The sequence below is a fragment of the Cytobacillus sp. Bac17 genome (assembly GCF_024519925.1).
In the GTDB taxonomy this organism is placed as follows: Bacteria; Bacillota; Bacilli; order Bacillales; family Cytobacillaceae; genus Cytobacillus; species Cytobacillus pseudoceanisediminis.
In genome coordinates, this window is record NZ_JALJRC010000007.1 from 38,757 (window position 1) to 53,469 (window position 14,713).

Annotated in this window: 15 protein-coding genes; 10 read left to right on the forward strand and 5 right to left on the reverse strand. The window is 43.6% G+C overall.

The features are described from left to right. Positions 1–283: 283 nt before the first annotated feature. On the reverse strand, positions 284–1,810 hold the full coding sequence (locus NR125_RS11105; protein WP_071155810.1) for an FAD-dependent oxidoreductase: 1,527 nt from the start codon (positions 1,808–1,810) through the stop codon (positions 284–286). A gap of 212 nt (positions 1,811–2,022) precedes the next feature. On the opposite strand from NR125_RS11105, the gene NR125_RS11110 reads away from it, so the two are divergent. The 5 genes from NR125_RS11110 to NR125_RS11130 all read left to right on the forward strand — a co-directional run bounded on the left by NR125_RS11110 (position 2,023) and on the right by NR125_RS11130 (position 7,462). Next, a complete protein-coding gene (locus NR125_RS11110; protein ID WP_071155812.1) occupies positions 2,023–2,256 on the forward strand; it encodes a hypothetical protein in 234 nt (77 codons plus the stop codon). A gap of 55 nt (positions 2,257–2,311) precedes the next feature. Continuing rightward, positions 2,312–3,433, forward strand: coding sequence for a GerAB/ArcD/ProY family transporter (locus tag NR125_RS11115; protein WP_009334982.1), 1,122 nt, complete (start codon positions 2,312–2,314; stop codon positions 3,431–3,433). After that, complete coding sequence (locus NR125_RS11120) at positions 3,430–5,016, forward strand: spore germination protein (protein WP_071155814.1); 1,587 nt, start codon at positions 3,430–3,432, stop codon at positions 5,014–5,016. Before NR125_RS11115 ends, NR125_RS11120 begins: the two co-directional genes overlap by 4 nt. Next, positions 5,013–6,206, forward strand: coding sequence for a Ger(x)C family spore germination protein (locus NR125_RS11125; RefSeq protein ID WP_071155816.1), 1,194 nt, complete (start codon positions 5,013–5,015; stop codon positions 6,204–6,206). The genes NR125_RS11120 and NR125_RS11125 overlap by 4 nt, the downstream gene beginning before the upstream one ends. Before the next feature lie 119 nt (positions 6,207–6,325). After that, positions 6,326–7,462, forward strand: a complete 1,137-nt coding sequence (locus tag NR125_RS11130) for a trans-sulfuration enzyme family protein (RefSeq protein ID WP_009334975.1) — start codon at positions 6,326–6,328, stop codon at positions 7,460–7,462. Between the two features lie 42 nt (positions 7,463–7,504). Here NR125_RS11130 and NR125_RS11135 read toward each other — a convergent pair whose 3' ends face one another. Then, positions 7,505–7,957, reverse strand: a complete 453-nt coding sequence (locus tag NR125_RS11135; RefSeq protein ID WP_009334974.1) for a hypothetical protein — start codon at positions 7,955–7,957, stop codon at positions 7,505–7,507. 169 nt (positions 7,958–8,126) lie between these two features. Here NR125_RS11135 and mutM point away from each other — a divergent pair, with 169 nt between their 5' ends. After that, positions 8,127–8,936 (forward strand): bifunctional DNA-formamidopyrimidine glycosylase/DNA-(apurinic or apyrimidinic site) lyase, encoded by an 810-nt coding sequence (gene mutM, locus NR125_RS11140; protein ID WP_009334973.1) that lies wholly within the window; start codon positions 8,127–8,129, stop codon positions 8,934–8,936. A 33-nt stretch (positions 8,937–8,969) separates the two neighbouring features. On the opposite strand, the gene NR125_RS11145 is transcribed toward mutM, so the two are convergent. Then, positions 8,970–9,113, reverse strand: coding sequence for a hypothetical protein (locus tag NR125_RS11145; RefSeq protein ID WP_198286722.1), 144 nt, complete (start codon positions 9,111–9,113; stop codon positions 8,970–8,972). Positions 9,114–9,547: 434 nt separating this feature from the next. Between NR125_RS11145 and rraA the strand changes: the two genes are divergently transcribed. Beyond that, positions 9,548–10,027, forward strand: a complete 480-nt coding sequence (rraA, locus tag NR125_RS11150; RefSeq protein ID WP_009334972.1) for a ribonuclease E activity regulator RraA — start codon at positions 9,548–9,550, stop codon at positions 10,025–10,027. Positions 10,028–10,114: 87 nt separating this feature from the next. Beyond that, positions 10,115–10,372 carry a hypothetical protein gene (locus tag NR125_RS11155; protein WP_034297284.1) on the forward strand — a complete coding sequence of 86 codons (258 nt, stop codon included), beginning with the start codon at positions 10,115–10,117 and terminating at the stop codon, positions 10,370–10,372. A 54-nt stretch (positions 10,373–10,426) separates the two neighbouring features. On the opposite strand, the gene NR125_RS11160 is transcribed toward NR125_RS11155, so the two are convergent. Continuing rightward, on the reverse strand, positions 10,427–11,362 hold the full coding sequence (locus NR125_RS11160) for a VanW family protein (RefSeq protein WP_256815340.1): 936 nt from the start codon (positions 11,360–11,362) through the stop codon (positions 10,427–10,429). Between the two features lie 225 nt (positions 11,363–11,587). Here NR125_RS11160 and shc point away from each other — a divergent pair, with 225 nt between their 5' ends. Further along, a complete protein-coding gene (gene shc, locus NR125_RS11165) occupies positions 11,588–13,480 on the forward strand; it encodes a squalene--hopene cyclase (RefSeq protein ID WP_256815342.1) in 1,893 nt (630 codons plus the stop codon). A 111-nt stretch (positions 13,481–13,591) separates the two neighbouring features. Here shc and NR125_RS11170 read toward each other — a convergent pair whose 3' ends face one another. Next, complete coding sequence (locus NR125_RS11170; protein WP_251263841.1) at positions 13,592–14,191, reverse strand: hypothetical protein; 600 nt, start codon at positions 14,189–14,191, stop codon at positions 13,592–13,594. A gap of 160 nt (positions 14,192–14,351) precedes the next feature. Between NR125_RS11170 and NR125_RS11175 the strand changes: the two genes are divergently transcribed. Continuing rightward, a complete protein-coding gene (locus NR125_RS11175; RefSeq protein WP_009334967.1) occupies positions 14,352–14,699 on the forward strand; it encodes a lmo0954 family membrane protein in 348 nt (115 codons plus the stop codon). Positions 14,700–14,713: the final 14 nt, after the last annotated feature.

Genomic DNA, 14,713 nt, shown 5'->3' on the forward strand with positions numbered 1-14,713 from the left:
ATGAGTTATACGGCAATAAAAGGGTTTATCCGAAAATAAAAAAGAGCTATCTGCAAGTAAAACCCAGCTATCCGAAAGTAAAAGCAGTCACAATCTCTCAGGCAGCCAGATTTATATAGTAAAAGTGCTTCCGCACATAAAAATAAGCTATCCGCACATAAAAAGATTTATCCGCTCATAAATTGGTACTATCTCCAAAACAAGCAAGTGAATCCTCGCAAAAATGCTGATAAATCCATAGAAAAAGACAGTTTTCTCAGGAGAACTGTCTTTTTTCTTCAAGTTATTCTTCAACCTTTTTCAGAGGCTTGGCTGCCGGACCTTCAACGACTGTTCCGTCATAGGAGAAGCGGGAGCCGTGGCATGGGCAGTCCCAGGTGCGGTCGCCGTGGTTCCATTCGCATTCACATCCCATGTGGGTGCAGGTTGTATCTACAAGATGGAGGCTGCCTTCAGGATCCCTGTAAGCACCTGTCCGCTTGCCATTGATCATTACGACTCCGCCTTCATCATGAGACAGATCTGCCGTTTCTTTAGGCACAAATTCAAGCTTCCCTTTAATCAGCTGTCCAGCTACATCAGTATTGGCTGCAATAAATTTCTTGATGCTTGGGTCAGCCTGAAATCTGGATGGGGTAAACAGCTCGGCATAAGGGTTGTCCCTTTCCATAATCTGATCTTTTATCAGCATTGCAGCTGCTGTCCCGTTTGTCATTCCCCATTTCCGGTAGCCTGTTGCGACAAAGATATTCTTCTGTTTGGACGTAATTGGGCCGATATACGGGACTTTATCAAGCGTATATAAATCCTGGGCAGACCAGCGATAAGGATAATCGGTTATGCCGAGCACCTCTTCCGCAAAGGCTTCAAGGGCTTCGTAATGCTTCATCGTATCTGGTCCATGACCCGTCTTGTGGCTGTCGCCGCTCACTAAAATGAGTTTGTCTCCGTTATAGGGTGTGTACCTCAGTGAGCGGGTCGGTGAATCGGCACTATAATACATGCCTCCAGGAAAATCCTCTTTAGTTTTTACGCCAAGTACATAAGATCTTTCCGGAGATAATCTGGCAAAATAAAAACCTTTCTTATCCGCAAAAGGGAAGTGGGAAGCTGCAATGACATATTTGCATTTCAGGCGATGGCCTTCTCTGGTCACGACATCAGGCAGGCTGCCATCTTCAATGTCTGCAGCTGTTGTATTTTCATAAACAATACCGCCCAAATCCACAAAGTCTTTAAGAAGCTTTTTCAGGTATTTCAGCGGATGAAACTGGGCTTGATCAAACATGGAGAGCACCGCTGTTGTGTTGATGTTAAAAGGAATGCTCTCTTTCATTCCGCTTGGAATTCCGAGTTTTTCGTATGCTTGCCGCTCTTTTTCAACTTTTCGTGCATACTCTTCTGAAACAGCATATATGATTGCTTCTTCGTTGCTGAAATCACAATCAATTTGTTTTTCTGATACAATGTTCCGGACAAATTCTATAGCATCTGTTGAAGCCTGATAATAGAGTTTGGTTTTTTCCTCGCCAAAATGACTGATCAATTCATCATAAATTAATCCATGCTGTGCTGTTAATTTTGCTGTCGTATGGCCGGTAGTCCCGTTTAATATATTGCCGGCTTCAAGAATGGACACTTTAAAGCCTTCTTTGGCAAGAAGGTAACCCGCTGTAATGCCTGTGATGCCGCCGCCTACAATGGCAATTTCCGTTTGAGCATCTTCTCTGAGCTTATCGAAGGCCGGAAGTTCCTCCTCCCTCCAATAAGGCTCTGGATATTGGGGCGTTTTGTGGTTGGATGTCGTCATACCCTGTCCTCCTGTAACGTTATATTCGTTCATAATTTTTCCTGCAAACCCTATTCCTATACAAATTCTCCTTCTATAACCATACCCATTAAATTCTTAATTAATCAGGTGGAAGGGTAAAACCGGTTTTTCACTGTTTTTTTCATCATTTCTGGATAAAATGTGCAGGCCGAGAAAAGATATACAGTATCGAATGTTAATGGGGTACAGTCATGATTACATTTAGCTATCTGAGCATTTTTCTGCTATTGACTATATTAACTGCACTTTTTGATATGAAAATATTTGATTATACGATATTGGAAGCTTTGAGGAATTTACTGTATACAGAAATTGCCACTGGAAGAATGATCGTTGTTGTTTCTGTACTTATTGGACTGCTTTCAAGTGCAGTCATTGATTTTCGTCTTTTTAAAGCGAAAAAAAAATCAGGGTCATCCAGGTAAGGAATCGCTGGGACATGCTAACTGAACGAACATTTTAAAAGGGATTGGTGATGGAATGTTAAAAGAGAATATCTCTCTCAGCCAGCTGCTGACATTGTTGATCAATTTCCTTTTAGGAAGCGCCATTGTTGTCGGAGTAGGCGGGGATGCCAAGAAGGATGCCTGGATTGCGATCGCAGCCGCCATAATGATAGGGTTTGGAGTCATGCTATTCTATTACCTCCTAATTAGCCGGGTGCCTGGAAAAAATTTTTTCGAGATTATGGAGTTTGGCTTTAAAAGGCCGATTGCAATTATTTTTTCTATTACTTACGTGGTTTATTTCTTATACCTTGCCTGCAGGGTGGTCCGTGATTTTGGCGAATTGATTGCTTCGGCCATTCTGCCGTCGACGCCGATTGAAATTATCTCGCTGACTATCTGTCTGCTGATGGCCTATATTTTATATCTCGGTCTTGAAGTCCTTGGCAGAACCTCGGAAATTTTTACTCCTTATTTATTCGGCTTTTTGTTTCTTCTGACCATCCTATTATTTGCAAGCGGCAATGCCAATTTATATGAGATTAAGCCTGTGCTCGGAGATGGGCTTAAACCGGTTTTGAATGCGCTATTTCCAACTTTGATCGTGTTCCCTTTCGGAGAGCTTATCGCATTTACACTCATTCTTCCAGTTGTAACCAACTTTAAATATTGCCTGCGTGTGTCCATGCTCGGAGTGGGAATTGCAGGTGCGCTTTTATTATTTGCAATGTTTCTGATGATTGTCACACTGGGGGCTGATGCTTTGCAGCGTTCCAATTTTCCCATGCTCAGCTCAGCTCGTGAGGTCTCCATCGGCAATTTCATTGAAAGAATTGATGCACTCGTTGTATTTATTATGATGCTGGGGATTCTGGTAAAGGGTTCTGTATTCATGTTTGCAGGATTGAAAGGCCTTGAGTACACCTTCCGCCTTCCTTACCGGTATTTTTCATTGCCTGTAGCCATGATTGTTTCATCCTTTTCTATATTAATATCCGTGAACTTCGGTGATCATTGGCAGGAGGGGCTTGAGATGGTCCCATACTTTTTGCACTTGCCATTGCAGTTCGGACTGCCATCACTTCTGCTGATCGCGGTTTTATGGAAGCGGCGAAAGAAAAAGGCTAAACCCGGCGTGAAGGGGATGAAGTTTTGAGTATTCTTAAATCACTATTAAAAATGCGCAAAAAAGAATATTCTGTTCAGCCTCAGGAAGCTGCAAACACTGACCCAGATCTTAAAAGCATGAGCCTGGAACAGCTGAAAAACAGAATAAATGCAGAGTTCGGAAGCACGGTTGATTTAAGCATGGATGAGCTGAAAACAGAAGGGAAAGATGCTTTGCTCATCTACCTTACAACTATGATTGATACAAAGTTATTAAAGGAAACGATTCTTCAATCACTCAGCGGGAAGGAGGATGGCATTGAGTTAACAACGGAGGACGATCTGAAATCACTATGCAAGGAGAAATTCGGAGGGGCAGGCTACCAGCTGGTTGAATCGTTCGATAATATCATTACTGCTCTGCTTTATGGAAACATCATTATCTTTTTTAAAGATATGGAAAAAGCGCTTTCCCTTTCCATGGCTTCAGGTGAAGACCGATCAGTAACAGAGCCAAGCACCCAGACCGTGATAAGGGGTCCAAAGGATGGGTTTGTAGAATCGATTTCAACAAATGTTCGTCTCCTGAGGAGAAGAATTAAGAACAGAAATCTTCGTTTTGAAAAATTCATCATTGGATCTGAGACTAATACTTCCGTATACATCGGATATATGGAAGGCATATCAAATGAGAAGATCGTCCAGGAAGTCCGCAAAAGGCTTAGTCAAATCAAAGTGAACGCAATCTTTGAATCTGGAAATATTGAAGAGCTGATTGCAGACAAATCCGCTACACCCTTTCCGCTGGCACTGAATACAGAGAGGCCTGATGCCGTGGCATCCAATTTGCTTGAAGGGAAAATTGCCATCCTTGTTGATGGGACTCCTTTTGTGCTGGTGGTTCCGGCTGTTCTGGTAGATTTCTTTTCCATTGCAGAAGATTATTATCAAAACTTCATGATGGGAAGCTTTTTAAGATTGATCAGGTATTTATCGTTTATGATTGCCTTGATTACGCCATCCTTATATGTCGGAATCTTAACCTTTCATCATGAGCTTCTGCCGACACCTCTGCTTCTCGGGATCATTGCACAGCGGGAAGGGGTGCCATTTCCGGCAGTCATTGAAGTGTTATTGATGGAAGTTACCTTTGAGATTCTGCGTGAAGCCGGTGTTCGAATGCCAAGGGCTGTCGGGCAGACTGTTTCAATTGTTGGCGCGCTCGTCATCGGACAGGCTGCAGCTGAAGCAGGGATTATATCGAATATAATGGTCATCATTGTTGCCATTACAGCCATTGCCAATTTTGTATCACCCACTTATAGTTTTGCTGCAGCAGCAAGGCTGTTAAGATTCCTGCTGATCATTGTATCGGCTTTCCTGGGCCTGTATGGGGTCCTGATAGTACTTGTTTTTATTGTCGCCCATTTAAGCTCACTCAGATCCTTTGGCGTTCCGTATCTTTCACCGGTTGCTCCATTTATCATCGAGCAGCAGAAAGATGTCTTTTTCCGATTCCCGGTTTGGAGCATGAGGAAGCGGCCAGCTTATCTAAAGTCACAGAATCCTGAAAAGTTTCCAAAGACCGGGTCGCCTTCTCCTCCTCCAATGGAAGGAGAGCAGTCCAATTGAGAAAATATGGTGTGATGTTTGCCGTTATTTTGACGGCTATTCTGCTTTCAGGATGCTGGGATCAGAGAGAGCTGAGTGAAATAACTGTTGTAACAGGAATGGCTGTGGATAAGGGCGAGAACGATAAGTATATCCTGACTGTAGAAGGCATAAATGCGACAGAATTGAATAACCGCACCGCCAGCGGAAATGCGCCATCTATTGTTTATTCTGCTGAAGGAAACACACTGGCAGAACTGACCTATAGAGTGAATGAAGGGATATCCAGGCATTTGATCTATTCCCACATGCGCACTTTGATTATTGGGGAGGAACTTGCTAAAGAAGGCATTATTGACTTTATTGATTTTCTGGAGAGAAATCGGGAAATCCGGGATGATTTTAATATATTGATTGCAAGGGGGGGGAAGGGATCCGATGTATTAAAAGTGACGTATCAATTTCAGAAATCTACTTCTTTAAAATTGCACACTCAGCTGGACACCATGATGAAGGATTGGGGGGGAGACCCAGGAGTGAGGATGAATGATGTCATTACAGCCTGGACAGCACCGGGACGTCAGCCTGTAATGGCCGCTGTCAGGATTAAGGGTGACCCGGAAGCTGGCGCGAGTGCGGAAAATATGATGAAGGTCACCCCGGATGCGCTTGTGGTCCTGGACTCACTGGCTATATTCAAAGGTGATAAGCTCGAAGGATTTCTGACACTGGAGGATTCAAGAAATTACTTATGGATTCAGAATAAAATCAATAAAACATCCATTACCGTAAAATGCAGTGAAAGCGAGTATATGGGGCTTAGAGTATATGATACAAGGACAAAGATTAAAGGGAAACTCGAAAATGGGAAAGCAAAGATTAATGTAAAAATCAGAGCAGAGGCATATATTGACGGAACTCATTGCAACAATCAGCTTGATAAAGCAAAGACATATAAAGAAAGTGGAGAAGCTGCCCAAAAACAGATTAATGAAATGGTCACAAAAACGATTGAGAAGGTTCAGCAGGAATATGGCACCGATATTTTTGGCTTTGGTGAAGATGTGCTTAGACAGGATTATCAGAATTTCAAAAAAGTCCAGAAAAACTGGGACGAAAAATTTGCTGATGCTGATATAAATGTAGACACAACTTTAATCATTCGGCGAACAGGCATCAGGACTAAAAGCTTTCTGAAGGAAGTAAAATAGAGATTCTTTCCTTCATTGACGCATAAAAGCTGTATTGATATAATTTTTCTATAATTCAGCTAATTTTTGAAGGTCTGGGCATTGTCCAGCCCTTATTTCTTTTAAAGGGGAAAGGCCAAATGAAATTCGAGACTTCTGTTCTGCACTTGAAAAATAAGAGCAAACGCAAGATTAAAAGTAAAGTAACACCGATCTATCAAACTTCCGCCTTCGCATTCAATGATCTGGATGAGCTGGAGGGATTTTATCAGGGAAACGGCAATTATCTTTATTCCCGGGTCGGCAATCCGAATACGGATGAGCTTGGTGAATTAATTGCCACCCTGGAAGGAGCACCGGCCGGGACGGCTGCCTCATCCGGTTTATCCGCCATTCTGGCGGGAGTGCTTGCTGTAGTCAAAAGCGGCGACCATATTGTGGCAGCGGATGACCTGTACGGCGGCAGCTTCCATTTAATCAAGGAAGAGCTGACACAGCTCGGCATAGAAGTAACCGTTGTTCCTTTTTCTGATGCTGCGCAGGTGGAGGAAGCCATACAGGAGAATACAAAGCTTCTTTATTCTGAATCCATCACAAATCCTTTATTGCGGGTGGAAAACCTTGAAGAAGTCGTCCGCCTGGCGAAGAAGCATAATCTCGTAACCCTGATCGATAATACATTTGCCACTCCATATCATTGCCAGCCTTATTTGATAGGCATTGATTTAGTCGTCCACAGTGCAACCAAATATTTAGGCGGGCATAGCGATATTACAGCAGGTGTCCTGGCTGGAGATGAAGAGCTGATCGGAAGAGCACGCGGAAAAATTGTAAACCTCGGGGTTAATTTAAGTCCGTTTGAAGCCTGGCTGACATGCAGGGGAGCGAAAACTCTGGCTCTCAGAATGAAGCAGCAGTCAGCAAATGCCGGAAGAGTGGCAAAGGCATTAAGGCAAAATCAAGAAATAAAAAATGTCTATTATCCTTTTCAGCATGGTGAAGAAGGATTCGGCGCCATTGTTACGATTGAATTGGCTGACAGTGCTGATGTGAATGAGTTTTTTAAAGAGCTGGGGTGGATTAAAATTGTGCCGACACTTGCGGGTGTTGAAACGTCCGTATCCCACCCTCTGACCACATCGCACAGGGCACTGCCTCCTGAAGTATGCAGGGAACTTGGCATTACTAAGCAGGTGGTCCGGATATCCATCGGAATTGAACATGCGGATGATATTATTGCGCAGCTGAATAAGGCTATTATTCGGAGTCTGGGATGACTATTAGATGCTCTCAAGCTGGTCAAACAGCCAATGCTTCAATTAAACCAACAAGGTAACAGTTAAGACGAAGTTTTTCAGGCTGAATGTCAATTTGCCATCCTTGGGCAGAACAATGCCCATTGAAACCAAGTACCAGAACCACTTCTTATTGGTCAATCTATTCGGGTTAGAGACTTGCCCTTGCTGTTTCTTTTTGTTTTCATGACGGGCCCAAAGTAGCACAACGATGATACCCAGGCAAGAGCCAATGGAAATGGCTGTGATCACAAAGGTATTGGATGGCTGCCATTTCCCTTCATTCTCAGCTGCTTTCATTTCCTGTTTGTTCTTCTGAATCTGGAGTTCTTTTGAAAAAGCAGAAGAAATTTCTGAAGGCTGTTCTTGTTGAAAAGAAGGTTTAAGGGTGACAGCCGCAAAAATTAAACAGCATAATAACGCAAAATAAATAATAAAAAACATAAAAGTTTGCTTGCTGGAATAGTTCTTTTTCATTTGGAAAAACCTCCCTTTAATTTCAACATTTCCAACATCAAAATATTGGAAACTACTGTTGCGAAATATTGAACATTTGTAAAAAAATTCAAGGTGGCAGTTTTCAGGAATGAAGTGATTCCTTCCATTAAATACTAAGGATACAGTATTTTAGGAAGGAGCTGACACTATGCCTGAACTTCCGGAAATGGAAACCTACAGAAGGCTGTTAACGGAGCAGCTGGCCCGTAAAGTCATTACTGATGTAGAAGTAAATCGGGAAAAGTCCATCAACGTGCAGCCTGCCCAATTAAAAAGTCAGCTGATAAATGCACAAATAACCGAAATCACCCGAAGGGCTAAACATCTTATTTTCAAGCTGAGTTCCGGTAAAAATCTTTTGCTGCATCTGATGCTGGGCGGCTGGATGTATATTGGCAATGAAGCGGACAATCCTGACCGCACGAAACAGGTTATTATTTCTTTTGGAGATAAAAAGCTCTATTTTATTGGACTAAGACTTGGCTATCTGCACTTGCTGACAGACACAGAGGTGGAAAAGGAGCTTTCAGATCTTGGGCCGGAGCCTCTGGGTCAAACGCTGGGATTTCCGGCCTTCCGCGAACGGCTCGGAAGCAGAAGAGGCATGCTGAAAACGACATTCATCAATCAGCAGTTTCTTTCGGGAATCGGCAACTGCTACAGCGATGAAATCTGTTTTGAGGCTGGGCTGCTGCCTATGAGAAAAGCAGATGAATTGGATGAGGATGAAATAAAAATCCTGTATCAGTCCATGAAGGGCGTATTAACCCGGGCCATTCAGTTTGGGGGCTATATGGAAGAGCCTTTGTTTAAAGGAGATGCCAAAACCGGGGGATATAATGAGCAGTGCAGAGTGTATGACAGAGAAGGAGAACCCTGCCTCCGCTGCAGCAGCCCTATAGTGAAAGAAGAAATTTCTTCCCGGAAAACGTTTTACTGCGCAAATTGCCAAAACTAAGAAAGAGGCTGCACATACTGCAGCCTATTTTCTCTACTCTTCCGGATCACTCTGAATCCTATCAACTGTCGTGGAATCACTGGAATCCATTGTACCCTTTAAAAAATGGACAAGCATAAATCCGGCCAGTCCCAATGAAACCATAAAACCGATTGTAATTGCCCACATTAGAGCCATCCTTTAACCTCCATATTTTTAAAAGATAGAATTTTGAACGCCGATAACTGTCCAGCGCAAGCAGCCGCCTGCCCACCCGATGCTGCAAGCATGTCTTGTTGCGGCTCCTAAGGACTCTCAGATCTATGCCTTTACTATCAGAAGGATGAACGCCTTCTTACAGGAACCGTCTTATGCCTGAGGCCCGCAGGACAGGGAAGGCTTCGAAAGCATAAACATCGCACGACCGAAAGCGAGTCTGCATTCCTTTGTGGGCAAGGCGCTTCCGCTTTTCTGAACCAAGAGCGTTTCCTTACTAAAAGGTATATGCCAGAAATCTTCAATCTTTCCCTTTCGATTATTAAAAAAGGAAGGGAACAGGGTGCTGCATATCGAAGTAAAGAAGATGGCATAAAGTGTTTTACAGCCAAAAGCGCTAAAGGAGGGGATCTCTTTTGGATTTCAAAACGGCCGATTTATGTGATGACCACAGCAAAGAACTGCTCATTTGTCAGCAGGAGTTTAAATCTTATGGGCAAAAAAGAAAGTTTTCCGGTCCCATTTCAACGGTTAGAGTGTTTGAAGATAACGTGCTGGTAGTAGAGGCACTGGAGTCCATTCCAGAGGGAAGTGTGCTGGTGGTGGATGGCGGCGGATCAAAAAGATGCGCCTTAATGGGTGACAGGCTTGGTGAAATTGCTCAATCGAGAAAGCTTGCCGGTGTGATCATTTATGGGTGCGTCCGGGATACAGTAGAGCTCGGAAGCCTTGATACAGGCATCCTCGCACTAGGCAGCAATCCTTTAAAAAGCCGAAAAGAAGGAAAAGGGGATCGAAACATCCCGGTTACGTTCGGAGGGATTGACTGGAAGCCGGGAGAATATGTCTATGCAGATGAAGATGGCGTGATTGTCTCATCAAAAGCCCTCATATAAAGCTGAACACCCGCTGAAAAGCGGGTGTTTCCTTTTATAGCACTTTCCTGCTTAACATAGAATACCGTATTAAGAGGGGGTGCACATATGTTTATAATATTTATACTATTTTGGGCAGCCGGCATTTATCTTTTGTTCCGCAGCAGGAATGAGGAAGAAGAGCATTTGATCCTGAAACTGATTGGTTATTATCTGTTAGGCACATTTACTTTTAGCATTAATGGCATTGTATTGCCAGTTGGTTTTATAATCAGTTTATTCCTAAAGCCCCGGCAAAATAGAAGCGTGAAGCGCGGCTCTGCGATCTTCGGGCTGGTAATAATGGTCATCAGCCTTTTTTTATAGATGACATTAAATTTGTCAGATTTGGATGCCTGCCTGAATGCAGCGACAAAGCTATCAGTTCTCTAAACCTGCTTCCTTTTCAATGCTGATTTCTTCCGGCAGCATTGTTGAAGCTTTCGGGACCCTTCGGGGCTCATAGTCAATTTCATCAGAGGAGTATACTCTGATTACCACTTGGCCATGCATAGCTTGTGCCCGAATGAGCAGGGGAGAACTGTAACGGTTTTTAAAGGTGAAATCTGGGCCATACCAGCTTACCGTTGCATCCCGGCCAGGCGGTACATAGGGAACCTTTTTGCTGTGGGAATAACGCTCGATCACTTTGACACCTGCCCGGTCAACTGCATTGAACAGAGTGGAGGATACCTGGCAGATCCCGCCCCCGATATCTTCTGACAGTTCTCCTCTAACGATGACCGGAGCACGCTGATATCCTTTCCCCGCCGTTCTTTTGCCGACAGCACGGTTAAAAGAAAATACTTCATTCGGAAAAACAACATAATTATCAAGGGCTTCGGCTGCAAGCTGAATATTATGGGAGCGTGAGGTGTTATTCGGATTAAAATACGTAACGTACTGGCCGATCATTTTAACTCGGATATGGGAGATAAGATCACGATCCACTCTCGGGTAAACGGGGAGCGTTGGGATCTCAATTCTGGCTGGCCCGTTATTATAAAAATATGTATAAAAAATATCTGTGAATGCTTTGCGGTGCAGTATTTTTCCAGGCTTCTCAGCAACGATGCGTCCGCTTTCGCCTATGTACGCGTTCCTAGGCGGAATATACGTCTGGCGATTTAATTTTTCCAGCAGCTGAGTGAACCGTTCACCGTCCACTAGCGGAAGCCCGGGAAAAGGCATTTCATATTCCGTCCTGTTGACTCTTGCAATGGATTTGCCGTCATTTTCAATGGATAAGTCATCAGGAAGACTGGCAGTTTGTGTTTGTGTTAATAGCATGATCCCCAATACCCATGAGAATTTCATATCGCAGGTGCACCTCCGCCCTTAGTATGGACAGGAGAGAATTGTTTCATGTGCCGAAAAAATGATTGATTATTGGCTTCACTTTGAAGCTGCCATGAAGCTCTGTCATCATGCCCCCGGACTTCTGCATCCTCTGTCCGTTAAAAAGCCCCTGGCACATTCTCCCGGAAGGCCGAATTCTTTAATTGATTAAGGAATATAGTGTAATAAAACTTTAGTGAGGGAATGAGGAATGTGCAGCTAGTCAAGGCAGAAATTACCCGGCTAACCGATTTGCTGAAAAGGAGCCAATTACAGGATGGCTCATGGGCATATCCGTTTGAAATTGGAATCATGACTGATGTTTATATGATTATCCTGCTGAGGACGCTCAAAACGAAGGATGAAGAGCTAATTCGGAAACTGGCGGAAAGAATAGAAAGCCGCCAGGATGAGAGTGGTGCGTGGAAGCTTTTTAGAGACGAAAAAGAAGGAAATCTATCTTTGACCATTGAAGCGTACTACGCCCTTTTGTACTCAGGCTATAGGCAGAAGAATGACCCGGCTCTTTCAGCTGCACGGAAATTTATTTTATCAAAGGGCGGGATAAAAAAAGGAGGAATATTTACGAAAATCATGCTTGCCATGACAGGCCAATATCCATGGCCGGCTGTTTTTCCAGTGCCAATCGAAATAGTGCTGCTTCCTCCATCCAGCCCAATCAGCATCTACCAGCTTTCGAGCTTTGCCAGAATTCATCTCTTGCCGGTGATCCTGCTTGGCAGCAAAAAATTCAGGCGAAGAACGGAAAATAGTCCTGATTTGGATGAAATCTATGGAACAAGGGACAGGGAAGAACTATGGGAAGAAAGCCGTTCTGATGAATGGAGAAAACTTGCTGATATTCTTACCGATATGGCCGAAAGCTTAATTGGATTGCCTGATCGGCTCCGCAGCATGGCATATGAGGGAACAAAGCAATATTTGCTCGAGCGGATTGAACCGGATGGAACATCATTAAATTATTTCAGCAGCACTTTTTATATGATATTTGCCCTCCTCGCTCTCGGCTGCTCTCCAAAAGATCCAGTAATCATCAAGGCGGTAAAGGGATTAAAGGGAATGTCCTGCACAATAGATGGACATATCCATTTTCAGTTAACAGACGCTAAAGTATGGAATACGGCTTTAATTTCCCACGCTCTCCAGGAGGCAGGTGTAGATGAATCAGATACGGCGATTTTAAACGCGAATAACTATTTGCTTTCAAGGCAGCAAACCCGTCACGGAGACTGGACGGTCCACAACCGCAAGGGGCTTCCTGGAGGCTGGGGATTTTCAGACTTCAATACCATGCATCCCGATGTAGATGATACGACCGCCAGTCTGAGGAGCCTTCACAATCAAACGGGAGCAGCTGCCAAGAAATCCAGGCAGAGAGGAGACCAATGGGTTCTATCCATGCAAAACCGTGATGGAGGATGGCCGGCATTTGAAAAAAACGTAGATAACCGCCTTCTGAATCTAATTCCTATTCAAGGAGCAGAGTTTATTCTCACTGATCCGTCCACAGCAGATTTAACTGGCAGAACCATTGAATATTTATGTACCTTCACTACAGGAGCTGAAACTTCAATTAAAAGAGGAATAAGCTGGCTGAAAAAGAATCAGAGAAGAGACGGTTCCTGGTATGGGCGCTGGGGGATTTGCTATCTGTATGGAACCTGGGCAGCCCTTACCGGCCTCGCCGCTGCAGGGGAAAAGGAAGATGAGAAGTACATCAGAAAAGCGGTTGAGTGGCTGAAGTCTGTCCAGAATGAGGACGGCGGCTGGGGAGAATCCTGCAGAAGCGATATTGAAAAACGCTATGTTCCATTGGGAAGCAGTACATTAACACATACTGCCTGGGCCGTTGATGCTTTAATTGCCGTTTCTCATGAAAACAGCCCTGAGATCAGAAAAGGCATGGCTTTCCTGATTCGCGAAGGCCAAAGAAATGACTGGACGACAAATTACCCAAAAGGTCAGGGAATGGCCGGTTTCCTATACATGCACTATCACAGTTACCGGTATATTTGGCCGCTATTGGCACTAGGCCATTATGAAAAGAAATTCATGCAAAAAGGAAGCTCCGAATGATCGGGGCTTCCTTTTTTATTGGCTTATTAATCAGGGTTTTTGCGGATAATTTTGAGGTTTCGCTCATAACTTTGTAATTCCGTCCAAAAAAACAGAATTTTGGCAGCTCACCTATCTTTTCTCCTCATCAACCAGCTGGCAGTCTGCTGAGGAATCATCTTTATTTTTATTAAACAAGAGCTTGTACATAGCCTTCCCGTCACTAAGTGTGCCATCTGCCATATCCATTGGCAGCAGGGCGAAAAAGACGTAATAAAAGGAGAAATATACAAATTGGTACCACAGCATGTTTGCATCCAGAATGCCCAGCCGGATCAGGTAATTCACAATAAAAATACTGCCTATGTTAAAAATAGACCCTCCTAAAAAAATAAGAGATTTGGTCAGTTTATTGCTGTATTTTAATGCTGAAAACTCACATCCTCCATACCAGAAGTAAAACCGTCTAACCTCTAAAAACCTCATTGAGAATAGGATTTTGCCTGTGCCAATGATAACACGGATCCCTTTTCCGCCAAAAATGCCTGCAAAGAATATATGCCCCAATAAATGAATCAGTGTGACCGCCGGGTAAACCACAAAAAAGGCTTGAATAAATTTCAAAAAATCATCATACCCAAACATGGGAGGACCTCCATTTCCATAGCTGTATGAAAAATCTGCGCGATGCAGCTTCATTATTTGTTTGCCTACCCCATGTGTACCCCGCATTTTTCCGCATTAACGTACATTCTTTTTCCATATTTCCCATCTGGGTCGAAAGAGGCCGACTATCTGCTACGTCTCAGGTCTTATTTGAAAATAAAGCTGAGGCTCGTTATAGCATTTACACGAAACAGGTAAGATGAAATCAAGAAAGGAGGAAACGAAAATGAAAAAACTTGGATTACTGATAGCAGGTGGAATTGCAGCCATGGTGCTGGTTTCAAATCTTGGACCAATAGTGGGTCTGGCAGTAAGCGCGGCGATTCTATACTTTGTGTTTAAACAATTTATAAAAGCAGAAAGCACGATGGCAAAAATCGGCTATGGAATCATCGGGTTCATCGCTTTGATGGCAACCGCTTCCAACTTCCCGGCAATTTTAGGGCTTGCAGCTGCATATGTTCTATATCTGGTATATAAAAAATGGAACGATTCAAGCTCAAGTGCAGTGGAAGAAGAAAATGACCCTTTTGCTAACTTTGAAAAGCAATGGGCGGATTTAAACAGAAACTAAAAAAGGAGAGATAG